Source organism: Kiloniellales bacterium, from assembly GCA_030064845.1.
Taxonomy (GTDB): Bacteria; Pseudomonadota; Alphaproteobacteria; order Kiloniellales; family JAKSDN01; genus JASJEC01.
On the sequence record JASJEC010000018.1, the window covers coordinates 48,180 to 61,483 of the forward strand.

At 64.7% G+C, this 13,304-nt stretch carries 12 protein-coding genes and 2 tRNA genes; 13 read left to right on the forward strand and 1 reads right to left on the reverse strand.

All coding sequences use genetic code 11. The features are described 5' to 3' along the window. Positions 1 to 90 precede the first annotated feature (90 nt). From clpX to QNJ67_09285, 4 genes are all read left to right on the forward strand, one after another. Positions 91 to 1,359, forward strand: coding sequence for an ATP-dependent Clp protease ATP-binding subunit ClpX (gene clpX, locus QNJ67_09270; protein ID MDJ0609155.1), 1,269 nt, complete (start codon positions 91 to 93; stop codon positions 1,357 to 1,359). Positions 1,360 to 1,494: 135 nt separating this feature from the next. Next, positions 1,495 to 3,903: an endopeptidase La gene (lon, locus tag QNJ67_09275; GenBank protein MDJ0609156.1), complete on the forward strand. Its 2,409-nt coding sequence runs from the start codon at positions 1,495 to 1,497 to the stop codon at positions 3,901 to 3,903. Positions 3,904 to 3,926: 23 nt separating this feature from the next. After that, on the forward strand, positions 3,927 to 4,199 hold the full coding sequence (locus QNJ67_09280; GenBank protein MDJ0609157.1) for an HU family DNA-binding protein: 273 nt from the start codon (positions 3,927 to 3,929) through the stop codon (positions 4,197 to 4,199). Positions 4,200 to 4,222: 23 nt separating this feature from the next. Next, positions 4,223 to 4,298, forward strand: a tRNA-Val gene (locus QNJ67_09285). A 238-nt stretch (positions 4,299 to 4,536) separates the two neighbouring features. Here the strand turns inward: QNJ67_09285 and QNJ67_09290 are convergent. Then, the gene (locus tag QNJ67_09290) at positions 4,537 to 5,037 is read right to left on the reverse strand and encodes a PAS domain-containing protein (GenBank protein ID MDJ0609158.1); all 501 of its coding nucleotides are present in this window, start codon (positions 5,035 to 5,037) and stop codon (positions 4,537 to 4,539) included. Between the two features lie 202 nt (positions 5,038 to 5,239). Between QNJ67_09290 and QNJ67_09295 the strand changes: the two genes are divergently transcribed. From QNJ67_09295 to nuoH, 9 genes are all read left to right on the forward strand, one after another. Next, a tRNA-Asp gene (locus QNJ67_09295) sits at positions 5,240 to 5,316 on the forward strand. A gap of 189 nt (positions 5,317 to 5,505) precedes the next feature. After that, complete coding sequence (locus QNJ67_09300; GenBank protein ID MDJ0609159.1) at positions 5,506 to 5,871, forward strand: NADH-quinone oxidoreductase subunit A; 366 nt, start codon at positions 5,506 to 5,508, stop codon at positions 5,869 to 5,871. Then, positions 5,862 to 6,413, forward strand: a complete 552-nt coding sequence (locus QNJ67_09305; protein MDJ0609160.1) for an NADH-quinone oxidoreductase subunit B family protein — start codon at positions 5,862 to 5,864, stop codon at positions 6,411 to 6,413. Before QNJ67_09300 ends, QNJ67_09305 begins: the two co-directional genes overlap by 10 nt. A 39-nt stretch (positions 6,414 to 6,452) precedes the next feature. Further along, positions 6,453 to 7,070 carry an NADH-quinone oxidoreductase subunit C gene (locus QNJ67_09310; GenBank protein ID MDJ0609161.1) on the forward strand — a complete coding sequence of 206 codons (618 nt, stop codon included), beginning with the start codon at positions 6,453 to 6,455 and terminating at the stop codon, positions 7,068 to 7,070. Continuing rightward, on the forward strand, positions 7,070 to 8,251 hold the full coding sequence (locus QNJ67_09315) for an NADH-quinone oxidoreductase subunit D (protein MDJ0609162.1): 1,182 nt from the start codon (positions 7,070 to 7,072) through the stop codon (positions 8,249 to 8,251). The genes QNJ67_09310 and QNJ67_09315 overlap by 1 nt, the downstream gene beginning before the upstream one ends. Next, a complete protein-coding gene (nuoE, locus tag QNJ67_09320) occupies positions 8,248 to 8,832 on the forward strand; it encodes an NADH-quinone oxidoreductase subunit NuoE (protein ID MDJ0609163.1) in 585 nt (194 codons plus the stop codon). Before QNJ67_09315 ends, nuoE begins: the two co-directional genes overlap by 4 nt. Then, positions 8,832 to 10,121 carry an NADH-quinone oxidoreductase subunit NuoF gene (gene nuoF / locus QNJ67_09325; GenBank protein MDJ0609164.1) on the forward strand — a complete coding sequence of 430 codons (1,290 nt, stop codon included), beginning with the start codon at positions 8,832 to 8,834 and terminating at the stop codon, positions 10,119 to 10,121. Before nuoE ends, nuoF begins: the two co-directional genes overlap by 1 nt. Before the next feature lie 9 nt (positions 10,122 to 10,130). After that, positions 10,131 to 12,197 carry an NADH-quinone oxidoreductase subunit NuoG gene (nuoG, locus tag QNJ67_09330; protein MDJ0609165.1) on the forward strand — a complete coding sequence of 689 codons (2,067 nt, stop codon included), beginning with the start codon at positions 10,131 to 10,133 and terminating at the stop codon, positions 12,195 to 12,197. Further along, positions 12,190 to 13,218, forward strand: a complete 1,029-nt coding sequence (nuoH, locus tag QNJ67_09335; GenBank protein MDJ0609166.1) for an NADH-quinone oxidoreductase subunit NuoH — start codon at positions 12,190 to 12,192, stop codon at positions 13,216 to 13,218. The genes nuoG and nuoH overlap by 8 nt, the downstream gene beginning before the upstream one ends. Positions 13,219 to 13,304 lie beyond the last annotated feature (86 nt).

A 13,304-nucleotide genomic window follows, 5' to 3' on the forward strand; every position in this document is an offset into this window, starting at 1 on the left:
CAGCCATGCTGGACGGATATTTGTCATTGTGTGGCGGGAGCACGTTTTCTAACATGACCGCGTCGAAAACTGGGCTCGAGTTGAAATGATATGACGAAGTCGAGCGGCGGCGATTCAAAGAACACCCTGTATTGCTCTTTCTGCGGAAAGAGCCAACACGAGGTGCGCAAGTTGATTGCTGGCCCGACCGTGTTCATCTGTGATGAGTGCGTCGAGTTGTGCATGGATATTATCAGGGAGGAGCACAAGACCACCCTGGTTAAGTCGCGCGACGGGGTTCCGACACCGCGCGATATTTGCAATGTGCTCGACGATTACGTGATCGGCCAAGGTCACGCTAAGCGGGTACTTTCGGTTGCCGTGCACAATCATTACAAGCGTCTGGCCCACGGCTCCAAGAACAACGACGTGGAGCTGGCGAAGTCGAACATCCTGCTGATCGGGCCGACGGGCTGCGGCAAGACGCTGCTCGCCCAGACCCTGGCGCGCATCCTGGATGTCCCGTTTACCATGGCCGACGCGACCACCCTGACCGAGGCCGGGTACGTCGGCGAGGACGTCGAGAACATCATCCTGAAGCTGCTCCAGGCGGCCGACTACAACGTGGAGCGGGCCCAGCGCGGGATCGTCTACATCGACGAGGTCGACAAGATCAGCCGCAAGTCCGACAACCCTTCGATCACCCGGGACGTCTCCGGCGAGGGGGTCCAGCAGGCGCTGCTGAAGATCATGGAGGGTACCGTGGCGTCGGTGCCGCCCCAAGGCGGTCGGAAGCATCCGCAGCAGGAGTTCCTCCAGGTCGACACCACGAACATCCTGTTCATTTGCGGCGGCGCATTCGCCGGTCTCGAGAAGATCATCGCCCAGCGGGACAAGGGGTCGTCGATCGGCTTCGGCGCCGACGTGCGGGCGCCCGACGAGCGCCAGACCGGCGAGATCCTGAAGGACGTGGAGCCCGAGGATCTGCTGAAGTTCGGCCTGATCCCGGAATTCGTCGGCCGGCTTCCCGTGGTCGCGACGCTGCAGGACCTCGATGAGGACGCGCTGATCGAGATCCTGACCCAGCCGAAGAACGCGCTGGTCAAGCAGTACGAGCGGCTGTTCGAGATGGAGGACGTGACTCTCAAGTTCACGAACGACGCGCTCAAGGCGGTGGCGGAAAAGGCCATCGCCCGAAAGACCGGCGCCCGTGGCCTCCGGTCGATCCTGGAAAGCATCCTGCTCGAACCCATGTTCGACCTGCCGGGGCTCGAAGGGGTCGAGGAGATCGTCATCAATCGCGAGGTCGTGGACGAGGGGCGCGCCCAACCGCTCTATATCTACACCGACCGCCGTGAAGACCTCGGGAGCAGCGCCTGAGCGAGGCGCGGGCCGTACCTTGAACTTGTCGGCCTCGGTTACAACCTCCTTGATTAACGCGGCGAAACATCCATTTCGCACCGAGCCGCGTAGTCAGTGCGAGCCTCCAACACTCGCCCATCCATTCGAGGACACATGCTAGAACTTCCCCGTGGCAACCTGTTTCCGGTCCTTCCGCTGAGAGACATCGTGGTCTTTCCGCATATGATCGTGCCGCTCTTCGTCGGTCGCGAGAAGAGCGTGCGAGCGCTTGAAGACGTGATGAAGGACGACAAGCAGATTTTGCTGGTCAGCCAGAAGAACGCCACCCAGGACGATCCCAGCCCAGCCGACATCTATTCCGTCGGCACGGTGGGGACCGTGCTGCAGCTGCTCAAGCTGCCGGACGGCACCGTCAAGGTACTGGTTGAGGGCGGCCAGCGGGCCAAGATCGCCAAGTACGCCGATAACCCTAACTTCTTCCAGGCCTACGCCGAGATCCAGGAAGACAGCGCCGGCGATCTGCGCGAGCTGGATGCGCTCGGCCGTACCGTGGTTACGCAGTTCGAGCAGTACATCAAGCTGAACAAGAAGATCCCGCCGGAGGTGCTGGTGTCGATCAACCAGATCGACGACCCCAGCAAGCTGGCCGACACCGTGGCCTCGCACCTCTCTCTGAAGATCCCCGAGAAGCAGGAGCTGCTCGAGTGCGAGACCGTCGAGGGTCGCCTCGAGAAGGTCTACGGCTTCATGGAGGCCGAGATCGGGGTACTTCAGGTCGAGAAGCGCATCCGCAACCGCGTCAAGCGCCAGATGGAAAAGACTCAGCGGGAGTACTACCTGAACGAACAGCTTAAGGCGATCCAGAAAGAGCTCGGCGAGGGCGAGGACGGGCGCGACGAGCTGTCGGAACTGGAAGAGACGATAAACAAGACCAAGCTCAGCAAAGAAGCCCGCGACAAGGTTACCGCCGAGATCAAGAAGCTGCGCAGCATGAGCCCGATGTCCGCCGAGGCGACGGTGGTGCGCAACTACCTCGACTGGATGCTGTCGATCCCCTGGAAGAAGCGGACCCGGGTGCGCAAGGACATCAAGGAAGCGCAGAAGGTGCTCGACGCCGATCACTACGGGCTCGAGAAGGTGAAGGAGCGGATCCTGGAGTACCTCGCGGTGCAACAGCGCATGCGGAAGGTCAAGGGCCCGATCCTCTGCCTGGTCGGCCCGCCCGGCGTGGGCAAGACCTCTCTAGGCAAGTCGATCGCGCGGGCCACCGGTCGCAACTTCGTGCGCATGAGCCTGGGCGGCGTGCGGGACGAGGCGGAAGTGCGCGGCCACCGGCGCACCTATATCGGCTCCATGCCAGGCAAGGTCATTCAGGGCATGAAGAAGGCCAAGTCGTCGAACCCGCTGTTCTTGCTCGACGAGGTCGACAAGCTGGGCGCCGACTGGCGCGGCGATCCGTCGTCGGCCCTGCTCGAGGTCTTGGACCCGGAGCAGAACAACGCCTTCAACGACCACTACCTCGAGGTCGACTACGACCTGTCCGACGTGATGTTCGTGACGACCGCGAACACGCTGAGGATGCCCCAGCCATTGCTCGACCGCATGGAAGTCATTCGGCTGCCGGGCTACACCGAGGACGAAAAGGTCGAGATCGCCAAGCGCCACCTGATCACCAAGCAGATGAAGGCGCACGGCATCAAGAAGACCGAGTGGTCGATCTCGGAAGACGCTCTGCGCGACTTGATCCGCTACTACACGCGCGAGGCCGGCGTCCGGAACCTCGAGCGTGAGGTGGCCAATCTGGTCCGCAAGGCGGTCAAGGAGATCGCTCTCGGGAAGACCGACACGGTCAAGCTGACCCGGCGTAACCTGGAGAAGTTCGCGGGCGTCCGGCGCTATCGCTTCGGCGAGGCCGAGCTCGAGGACCTGGTCGGTGTCGCGACCGGCCTGGCCTGGACCGAGGTCGGCGGCGAGCTGCTGCAGATCGAGTCGGTCACCGTGTCCGGCAAGGGCAAAGTCACGTCGACCGGCAAGCTCGGCGACGTGATGAAGGAGTCGATCCAGGCGGCCGAGTACTTCATCAAGAGCCGGGCTGCGGATCTTGGGATCAAGCCGACCTTTTTCGAGAACCGGGACATCCACGTCCACGTACCAGAGGGCGCGACGCCCAAGGACGGCCCTTCGGCCGGCGTCGCCATGGTCACCTCGATCGTCTCGGTGTTGACCGGGATCTCGGTTCGGCGCGAAGTCGCCATGACCGGCGAGATCACCCTGCGCGGACGCGTGCTGCCGATCGGCGGGCTCAAGGAGAAGCTCCTGGCGGCTCTGCGCGGCGGGCTCAAGACGGTTCTCATCCCCAAGGAGAACGAGAAGGACCTCGCGGACATTCCGGATAACGTGAAGCGGGGCCTCAAGATCATCGCCACTGACTCGGTCGATGAGGTTCTCCAGCACGCCCTGACGGAAAAGCCGACGGCGATCGACTGGAGCGATCCCGATCCGGTCGAGCCGGTGCCCACGGGTCAGAACGAGGGAGAGCGGGGCGGTCTTCTGACCCATTGAGGGCGACCGGAAAGGACCTTGCCGTGAACAGGAACGACCTGGTCGCCGATTTGGCGGCGCGTACCGGGCTCTCGCGCGCGGACAGCGCCCGGGCCGTGGACGGGCTGTTCGACGCAATCACCGACGCGCTGAAGAACGGACAGGACGTCCGAATCGTCGGCTTTGGCGCGTTTTCCGTAAGCGAGCGCAGGGCATCGGACGGCCGCAATCCCAGGACGGGCGAGCCGATGCGCATTCCCGCCTCGCGGCAGCCCCGCTTCAAGGCGGGGAAGGGCTTGAAAGAGGCCGTAAACTAAGGCATCTCAGCCCTTCGGCGCACGGGCGATTAGCTCAGTTGGAAGAGCACCTCGTTTACACCGAGGGGGTCGGCAGTTCGAGCCTGTCATCGCCCACCACCCGCCGTTTCCAGCGTTGAACGAATTCCCGGCCCCAGGCCGCCTGAACGCTGTCGCCGCCTCCCGCGATTGGTTAACGGCTCGTTAACCCTTTCCTTATTGAATGGTTAACGACGCAACCGACTTAGGAGGTGAGTGTTCCGACGCGGGGGTTTGCTCTCATGGCCCCATCTGAGGGCAGACCCCTGATTGGCTACCCCGCCGCGCGATGCCCCATCGTTTCGGCGGGGTATTTTTTTCAGCCGACGCCTTCGATGGCCTTCTGTCGGGCGCCGCCCAAAAGGCATCCAATGTTGCCGTTCTTGGCTTCCAGGGGGAGCAGGATCGCACGGTAGAGGTAGCGTGTGCCTCCAGTGTCGAGGTACTCACCGCTGTCGAGCAGCGGGTGCTTGACCCTTAGCACGTCGCCGGCCGAGCGCAGAGCGGTCGACAAGAGGGTGGAGGCAGGGACCTGATCGAGGGTGACGTCTGTCCTGGTCAGGTTCGACAGGGCCGCGAGGCGGTCTCCGACGTGCGTGAAACGCGATTCTGACCACTCCGCGGCCGGCTCCAGCAGGAAGCAGTCCGGCCAGAGGTCGGGGACCTTCTCCGGGTCGAAGCTCTCGGCGAGCGGGCAGGGGCGTCCATGGCGGATATCCTGCCAGAGGGCCATGAGGCGCATGGTCAGGCGCCGCTCCTGGAGGGCGGTCTGCTTGGGCTCCGGCGGGATCTTAATCGGTTCGATGGAGCGAGGTTGCATGGCGACGCCGCCTCCTAGGAATATTTGGCAAGTTGGATGCTAGCGGTGCTTGGTTAATAATCTATATGGATTAGCGGCAATCTTTGAGTCAGCGCCGACGCGAGGCGCCGGCTGCCTCGCTATCGGCGCGCGGCCGAGACCTATGCTGCGAAGGTTGACAGTGCCCTGACCCTAGAGTACACACGCGCCTCTGAGACGCCTCGGGGGTGTAGCTCAGTTGGTTAGAGCGCTGGCCTGTCACGCCAGAGGCCGCGGGTTCAAGTCCCGTCACTCCCGCCACAATCTCCCATCGCTACAGATCGCAACGCAGCCCGAACAGGGCTCTGCGCCTCGTTTGCTTCTTTACCCGGACCGGCAATCCTTTTACTTTCCGAAGGTAGGCGGCGCCGGGCGCCCGCCGCCTGATCCACGGTCGTTGTGGGGCCCGTAGAAAGTGCAATTCAGACGGCAAGCGAAGCGGAGACCGAGATGGACGATCTGCTCAGAGAATACCTGCCGATCCTGATCTTCCTGGCGATCGCCATCGCCATGGCCGTCCTCATGGTCGCCGCAGCCTTCATCGTTGCGCGCCAGCGGCCGGACTCGGAAAAGCTCTCGGCCTACGAGTGCGGCTTCGAGGCCTTCGACGACGCGCGCAGCCGCTTCGACGTCCGCTTCTATCTGGTCGCCATCCTCTTCATCATCTTCGATCTCGAGGTCGCTTTCCTGTTTCCCTGGGCGGTGGCGCTCGGTGACGTCGGGCTTTTCGGTTTCTGGTCAATGGTCGTCTTCCTCGGCATCCTGACCGTGGGCTTCATCTACGAGTGGCGCAAGGGAGCGTTGGAATGGGAGTAAAGGCTACAGCGTTCGACGCGGATACGCCGCTGCCGCCGGGTCCTGCGCAGGACGCCGTTCTGCGGCGGGTCGCCGTCGAGCTCGAGGACAAGGGCTTCGTCGTTGCGCAGCTCGACAAGCTCGCCGCCTGGGCGCAGACCGGCTCGATGTGGCCGATGTCTTTCGGCCTGGCCTGCTGCGCCGTCGAGATGATGCACACGGCCTGCAGCCGCTACGATCTGGACCGCTTCGGCATGGTCTTCCGGCCCTCGCCCCGGCAGTCCGACGTCATGATCGTCGCCGGTACCCTGACCAACAAGATGGCGCCCGCATTGCGCAAGGTCTACGACCAGATGCCCGAGCCGCGCTGGGTGATCTCCATGGGCTCCTGCGCCAACGGCGGCGGCTACTATCACTATTCCTACTCGGTCGTGCGCGGCTGCGACCGGATCGTTCCGGTAGACATCTACGTGCCAGGCTGCCCGCCGACCGCCGAGGCCCTGCTCTACGGCGTGCTGCAGCTGCACAGGAAGATTCGCCGTCAGGCCGGTATCGCGCGATAACCGGAGTCGTTCGACGGTAGAGCGAGTGAGGCGACGGCGATGAATCAAGCCCTGATCGACCTGGGCGAGTACGTAACGGCGGCCCTGCCCGAAGATGCGGCCCGAAGCGAAGTCGCCTACGACGAGCTCATGGTCTGGACCGAGGCCGACGCGCTGATCAAGGTGCTGCGGTTCCTGCGAGACGACCAGAACTGCCAGTTCAAGCAGCTGACCGACATAACGGCGGTCGATTTTCCCGACCGGGAACAGCGCTTCGAGATCGTCTACAATCTCCTGTCGCTGACCCACAATCTGCGCATTCGGATCAAGGTGCCGGCGGACGAGGACAGCCAGGTTCCCTCGGCGACCGCGGTGTACAGCAGCGCGCTCTGGTTCGAGCGCGAGGTCTGGGACATGTACGGCGTGTTCTTCTCGGACCATCCGGACTTGCGGCGGCTCCTGACCGACTACGGTTTCGAGGGCCATCCCCTTCGCAAGGACTTCCCGCTCACCGGCTACGTCGAGGTCCGCTACGACGAGGAGAGCAAGCGAGTGGTCTACGAGCCGGTCAAGCTGGTACAGGAGTACCGCAGCTTCGACTTCATGAGTCCTTGGGAAGGCATGCTCAAGCTGCCGGGCGACGAGAAGGCGAAGTCCGCAGGAGAGGAGGGCGCCTAATGGCAGAGGCCCAACAGATCAAGCCGCTGACGCTCAACTTCGGACCGCAGCATCCCGCGGCGCACGGCGTGCTCCGTCTCGTGCTGGAGATGGACGGCGAGGTGATCGACCGTGCCGATCCCCATGTCGGCCTGCTGCACCGCGGCACCGAGAAACTGATCGAGCACAAGACCTATCTCCAGGCCGTACCCTACTTCGACCGGCTCGACTACGTTGCGCCGATGAACCAGGAGCACGCCTTCGCGCTCGCGGTCGAGAAGCTGCTCGACATCCGCCCGCCCAAGCGTGCCCAGTACATCCGCATGCTCTACTGCGAGATCGGGCGGATCGCCAACCATATTCTCAATATCACCACCTTCGCCATCGACGTCGGGGCGATGACACCGATCCTCTGGGGCTTCGAGGAGCGGGAAAAGCTGATGGAGTTCTACGAGCGGGCGTCGGGGGCGCGGCTGCACGCCGCGTACTTCCGCCCGGGCGGCGTGCACCAGGACCTTCCCGCCGGCCTGCTCGAAGACATCCTGAAGTTCTGCGAAACCTTTCCCAAGATCATCGACGATTTCGAGAACCTGTTGAGCGACAACCGCATCTTTCGCCAACGGACCGTCGATATCGGGGTGATGTCGGCCGAGGAAGCCTACGATTGGGGGCTTAGCGGGCCTATGCTGCGCGGCTCGGGCGTGCCCTGGGACCTGCGCCGGTCGCAGCCCTACGAGAGCTACGACGAGCTGGACTTTCAGATCCCCGTCGGCAAGAACGGCGACTGCTTCGATCGCTACCTGGTGCGCATGGAAGAGATGCGACAGAGCGTGGAGATCATGAAGCAGTGCGCCGAGAAGATGCCCGAGGGGCCGGTCCAGGTGGTCAACAGCAAGATCACGCCGCCGCACCGCGGCGAGATGAAGCGCTCGATGGAGGCCCTGATCCATCACTTCAAGCTCTATACCGAGGGCTATCACGTGCCGCCCGGCGAGACCTATAGCGCGGTCGAGGCGCCGAAAGGCGAGTTCGGCGTCTATCTCGTCGCCGACGGGACCAACCGGCCCTACAAGTGCAAGATCCGGGCGCCGGGCTTCGCCCACCTCTCCGCCATGGATTACATGTGCAAGGGCCACATGCTCGCGGACAGCGTCGCGATCCTGGGCTCCATGGACATCGTTTTCGGCGAGATCGACCGATGAGGGTGACCAGCTATCCCGAGAGCGAGGCGGCCGGCTTCGCCTACACCGAAGAGACCATGGCCGAGGCGAAGAAGGTCATCGCCCGCTATCCCGAGGGCCGCCAGGCCAGCGCGGTGATACCGCTGCTCGATCTGGCACAGCGCCAGAACGGCAACCTTCTGACCCCGGAGGCCATCGAGTACGTCGCCCAGATGCTAGAGATGGCGCCGATCCGCGTCCACGAGGTCGCGACGTTCTACACCATGTTCAATCTCAAGCCGGTCGGAAAGCACTTCATCCAGGTCTGCCGGACCACGCCGTGCTGGCTGCGCGGCTCGGACGGCATCACGCAGGCCTGCCTGAAGAAGCTGGTGACCAAGCTGGGCGAGGTCAGCGACGACGGCCTGTTCTCGGTCATCGAGGTGGAATGCCTCGGCGCCTGCGCTAACGCCCCGATGGTCCAGATCAACGACCTCTACTACGAAGACCTGACCCCGGAGCGGATCGTCGAGATCATCGACGATCTCAGGGCCGGCAAGGAAGTGCCGAGCGGTTCCCAGGTCGGCCGCAAGGGCTCGGAGCCCGTCGGAGGAGAAGCCTGATGCTCGATCCCAAGGATCGGATCTTCACCAATCTCTACGCCCAGGACGACTGGCGTCTCGCGGGCGCGCGGCGGCGCGGCGTTTGGGACGGCACCAAGAAGCTGCTCGAGCTGGGCCGCGACGAGCTCATCGAGCGGGTCAAGGCCTCGGACCTGCGCGGCCGCGGCGGCGCCGGCTTCCCGACCGGGCTCAAATGGTCCTTCATGCCGAAAGAGAGCGACGGTCGCCCCGCCTACCTCGTGGTCAATGCCGACGAATCGGAGCCCGGGACCTGCAAGGACCGGGAAATGATTCGCTACGACCCGCACCGGTTGCTCGAGGGCTGCCTTGTGTCGGGTTTCGCCATGGGCGCGAGCGCCTGCTACATCTACATCCGTGGGGAATTCTACAGCGAGGCCCAGCACCTCCAGGCGGCGATCGACGAGGCCTACGAGGCCAAGCTGATCGGCAAGAACGCCTGCGACTCGGGCTACGACTACGACGTCTATCTGCACCGCGGCGCCGGCGCCTACATCTGCGGCGAGGAGACCGCGCTCTTGGAGAGCCTCGAGGGCAAGAAGGGCCAGCCGCGGCTGAAGCCGCCGTTTCCCGCGGCCTGCGGCCTCTACGGCTGCCCCACGACAGTCAACAACGTGGAGACCATCGCCGTCGTGCCGGAGATCCTGAGGCGCGGCGTGGACTGGTGGACCGGGCTCGGCCGGCCGAAGAACACCGGCACCAAGGTCTTCAGCATTTCGGGGCACGTCGAGAAGCCCTGCAATGTCGAAGAGGAGATGGGCATCCCGCTTAGGGAGCTGATCGAGAAGCACGCCGGCGGCGTGCGCGGCGGCTGGGACAACCTGCTGGCGGTGATCCCGGGCGGCTCCTCCGTGCCCTGCATCCCCAAGCCGACCTGCGACAGCATTCTAATGGACTTCGATTCCCTGCGCGAGGCCAAGACCGGCCTGGGCACGGCGGCGGTCATCGTCATGGACAAGTCGACCGACATCGTCGCGGCGATCGCCCGGCTCTCGCATTTCTACATGCACGAGAGCTGCGGCCAGTGCACGCCTTGCCGCGAAGGAACCGGCTGGATGTGGCGGGTCCTCACGCGCATGATCGAAGGCAAGGCGGATCTCGACGAGATCGACACGCTGCTCGAGGTGAGCTACCAAGTCGAGGGGCACACCATCTGCGCCCTGGGGGACGCGGCGGCCTGGCCGGTCCAGGGTCTGATCCGGAACTTCCGGCCCGAGCTGGAGCGGCGGATCAAGACCTACCGGGAGGCGGGCCGGGCGGCCGCGGAGTAGGAGAGGGGCATGCCCAAGCTGACCATCGACGGCCGCGAAATCGAGGTGCCCAACGGCCTAACCGTGCTCCAGGCCTGCGAGCTGGCCGGCGTCGAGATCCCGCGGTTCTGCTACCACGAACGCCTCTCCGTGGCCGGCAACTGCCGCATGTGCCTGGTCGAGATGGAGCGCTCGCCCAAGCCGATCGCCTCCTGCGCCATGCCGGCCGGCGAGGGCATGGTGATCCACACCGATACGGATACGGTGAAGAAGGCGCGGCGCGGCGTCATGGAGTTCCTGTTGATCAACCACCCGCTCGACTGCCCGATCTGCGACCAGGGTGGCGAGTGCGACCTTCAGGACCAGGCTATGGCCTACGGCTTCGACCGGAGCCGCTACGAGGAGAACAAGCGCGCGGTGCCCGACAAGCACATGGGGCCGCTGATCAAGACGATCATGACGCGCTGCATCCACTGCACGCGCTGTGTCCGCTTCAGCACCGAGGTCGCCGGCATCGAGGAGATGGGTGCGCTGGGCCGCGGCGAGCACCTGGAGATCACCACCCTGGAGAAGGCGATCCACTCGGAGCTTTCCGGCAACCTGGTGGACGTCTGTCCGGTCGGCGCGCTGACCTCGAAACCCTACGCCTTCTCGGCACGTTCCTGGGAGCTGCGCAAGACCGATTCGATCGACGTGTTCGACGCCGTGGGCTCGAACATCCGCGTCGACTGCCGCGGCCGCGAAGTCATGCGGGTTCTGCCCCGGCTCCACGAGGCGGTGAACGAGGAGTGGATCGCCGACAAGACGCGCTACGCCTGCGACGGCCTGGCGCGCCAGCGGCTCGACCGGCCCTACGTACGCAACGCCGAGGGGCGGCTCGAGGCGGCCTCCTGGGACCAGGCCTTCCAGGCCATCGCCGGCAAGCTCGCGGGGCTGCCCGGCGAGCGCGTCGCCGCGGTCGCCGGCGACCTTTGCGACGCCGAATCCATGCTGGCGCTGAAGGATCTCATGACGGGCCTGGGCTCGCCGCATTTGGACTGCCGCCAGGACGGCGCCAAGCTCGATCCCGGCTGCCGCGCCGGATACCGCTTCAACACCACGATCGCCGGCATCGACGAGGCCGACGCGGTGCTTCTGGTCGGCACCAACCCACGCTGGGAAGCGCCGATCATCAACGCCCGCCTGCGCGGCCGGTTCCTCCAAGGCGGCCTGGCGGTCGGCCTGATCGGGCCGCAGCAGGTCGACCTGACCTATGCGTTCGACTACCTGGGCGCCGGGCCGGAGACCCTGAAAGAGCTGGCCGAGGGCGCGGGGAGCTTCGCCCAGACCCTGAAGAATGCCGAGCGCCCCATGATGATCCTCGGCGCCGGCGCCCTGGCCCGGCACGACGGAGCCGCCGTTCTCGCGCTCGCCCGCAAGCTCGCGGAGGCCTGCGGCCTAGTGCGCGAGAACTGGAACGGCTTCAACGTGCTGCACCGCGCGGCGGCGCGCGTGGGCGGCCTCGAGCTGGGTTTCGTGCCGGGCGAGAACGGCCGGGACATCGAGGGGATCAAGGCGGGCGCGCGCGCCGGCGAGATCTCGGCCGTCTATCTGCTCGGCGCCGACGAGTTCGAGACCGGCGATTTCGGCGAGGCCTTCGTGATCTACCAGGGCCATCACGGCGACGCCGGGGCGCACCGTGCCGACGTGATCCTGCCGGGCGCCGCCTACACGGAAAAGAACGGCACCTACGTCAACACCGAGGGACGGGTGCAGCTCGGCCGTCTCGCGGCCTTTCCGCCGGGCGACGCCCGCGAGGACTGGACCATTCTCCGGGCCCTGTCTGAAACGCTCGGCAAGACTCTGCCGTACGACAACCTTGGTCAGCTGCGCCAGCGGCTGATCGCGGTCAATCCCGCCTTTGCGGCGATCGACCAGATCGAGCCGGCAGCGTGGGGCGCCTTCGGGCACGAAGGGCCGATCGATCCGGCGCCCTTCGTTCTTCCGATCACGAACTACTACATGACCGATCCGATCAGCCGCGCCTCCGAGACCATGGCGCGGTGCAGCGCCGAGCTGCTCGACCGCCCGGAGAAAGCGACCGGCACTCATGGCTGAGTGGCTCGACAATCCCTTCGTCGCCGACTATGCGCTGCCCGGCGGGATTATCGTCCTGCAGATTGTCGCGATCCTGGTTCCGCTGCTGCTGGCGGTCGCCTATCTGACCTACGCGGAGCGCAAGATCATCGGCGCCATGCAATTGCGCAAGGGGCCCAACGTGGTCGGCCCCTTCGGCCTGCTGCAGCCGATCGCCGACGCGGTCAAGCTGCTGTTCAAGGAAACCATTCTGCCGGCCGGCTCCAACGTCGTGGTGTTCCTGATCGCGCCCATGCTGATCTTCATCCTGGCGATGATCGGCTGGGCCGTGATTCCCTTTGACGAAGGCCTCGTGCTGGCCGACATCAACGTCGGCATTCTCTACCTCTTCGCGATCTCGTCCCTGGCTGTCTATGGTGTGATCATGGCCGGCTGGGCCTCGAACTCGAAGTACCCCTTCCTGGGTGCCCTGCGGTCCGCGGCGCAGATGGTCTCCTACGAAGTCTCCATGGGCTTCGTCATCATCACCGTGGTGCTCTGCGTCGGGTCCTTGAACCTGACCGACATCGTAATGGCGCAGCAGACCGTCTGGTTCTGCGTGCCGCTGCTGCCGATGTTCGTGATCTTTTTCATATCGGTCCTGGCCGAGACCAACCGCTCGCCCTTCGACCTGCCGGAGGGCGAATCCGAACTGGTCGCCGGATTTTTCGTCGAATACTCGTCCATGTCCTTCGCGCTCTTCTTCATGGGCGAGTACGCCAACATGATCCTGATGAGCGCGATGACCACGATCCTGTTCCTCGGTGGCTGGCTGCCGATCGTGGACATCGCGCCGTTCAATTGGATACCGGGGCCGGTCTGGTTCGCCGCGAAGATCGCGCTCTGCCTGTTCGTCTTTCTGTGGGTCAGGGCGACCTTCCCCCGCTACCGCTACGACCAGCTGATGCGGCTCGGATGGAAGGTGTTCCTGCCGTTCTCTCTGCTCTGGGTGGTGGTGACCGCCGGGGCACTGATTGCGTTCGACTGGCTGCCGCAGGGGTAAGGGCGGCCAAGTCTTGTCATGCCCCTGGCGTGGGTTATGGTAGCCGCCGGGGGCCGAAGGGGGTCGGAAGCCCGCTGGGGCGCGAG

Excerpts from the sequence above, each read along its gene's own strand:
- nuoE (MDJ0609163.1), top strand. The coding sequence starts at position 8,248 with ATGAGGGTGACCAGCTATCCCGAGAGCGAGGCGGCCGGCTTCGCCTAC.
- QNJ67_09300 (MDJ0609159.1), top strand. The coding sequence starts at position 5,506 with ATGGACGATCTGCTCAGAGAATACCTGCCGATCCTGATCTTCCTGGCG.
- QNJ67_09310 (MDJ0609161.1), top strand. The coding sequence starts at position 6,453 with ATGAATCAAGCCCTGATCGACCTGGGCGAGTACGTAACGGCGGCCCTG.
- nuoH (MDJ0609166.1), top strand. The coding sequence starts at position 12,190 with ATGGCTGAGTGGCTCGACAATCCCTTCGTCGCCGACTATGCGCTGCCC.
- lon (MDJ0609156.1), top strand. The coding sequence starts at position 1,495 with ATGCTAGAACTTCCCCGTGGCAACCTGTTTCCGGTCCTTCCGCTGAGA.
- QNJ67_09290 (MDJ0609158.1), bottom strand. The coding sequence starts at position 5,037 with ATGCAACCTCGCTCCATCGAACCGATTAAGATCCCGCCGGAGCCCAAG.
- QNJ67_09315 (MDJ0609162.1), top strand. The coding sequence starts at position 7,070 with ATGGCAGAGGCCCAACAGATCAAGCCGCTGACGCTCAACTTCGGACCG.
- nuoG (MDJ0609165.1), top strand. The coding sequence starts at position 10,131 with ATGCCCAAGCTGACCATCGACGGCCGCGAAATCGAGGTGCCCAACGGC.
- clpX (MDJ0609155.1), top strand. The coding sequence starts at position 91 with ATGACGAAGTCGAGCGGCGGCGATTCAAAGAACACCCTGTATTGCTCT.
- QNJ67_09305 (MDJ0609160.1), top strand. The coding sequence starts at position 5,862 with ATGGGAGTAAAGGCTACAGCGTTCGACGCGGATACGCCGCTGCCGCCG.
- nuoF (MDJ0609164.1), top strand. The coding sequence starts at position 8,832 with ATGCTCGATCCCAAGGATCGGATCTTCACCAATCTCTACGCCCAGGAC.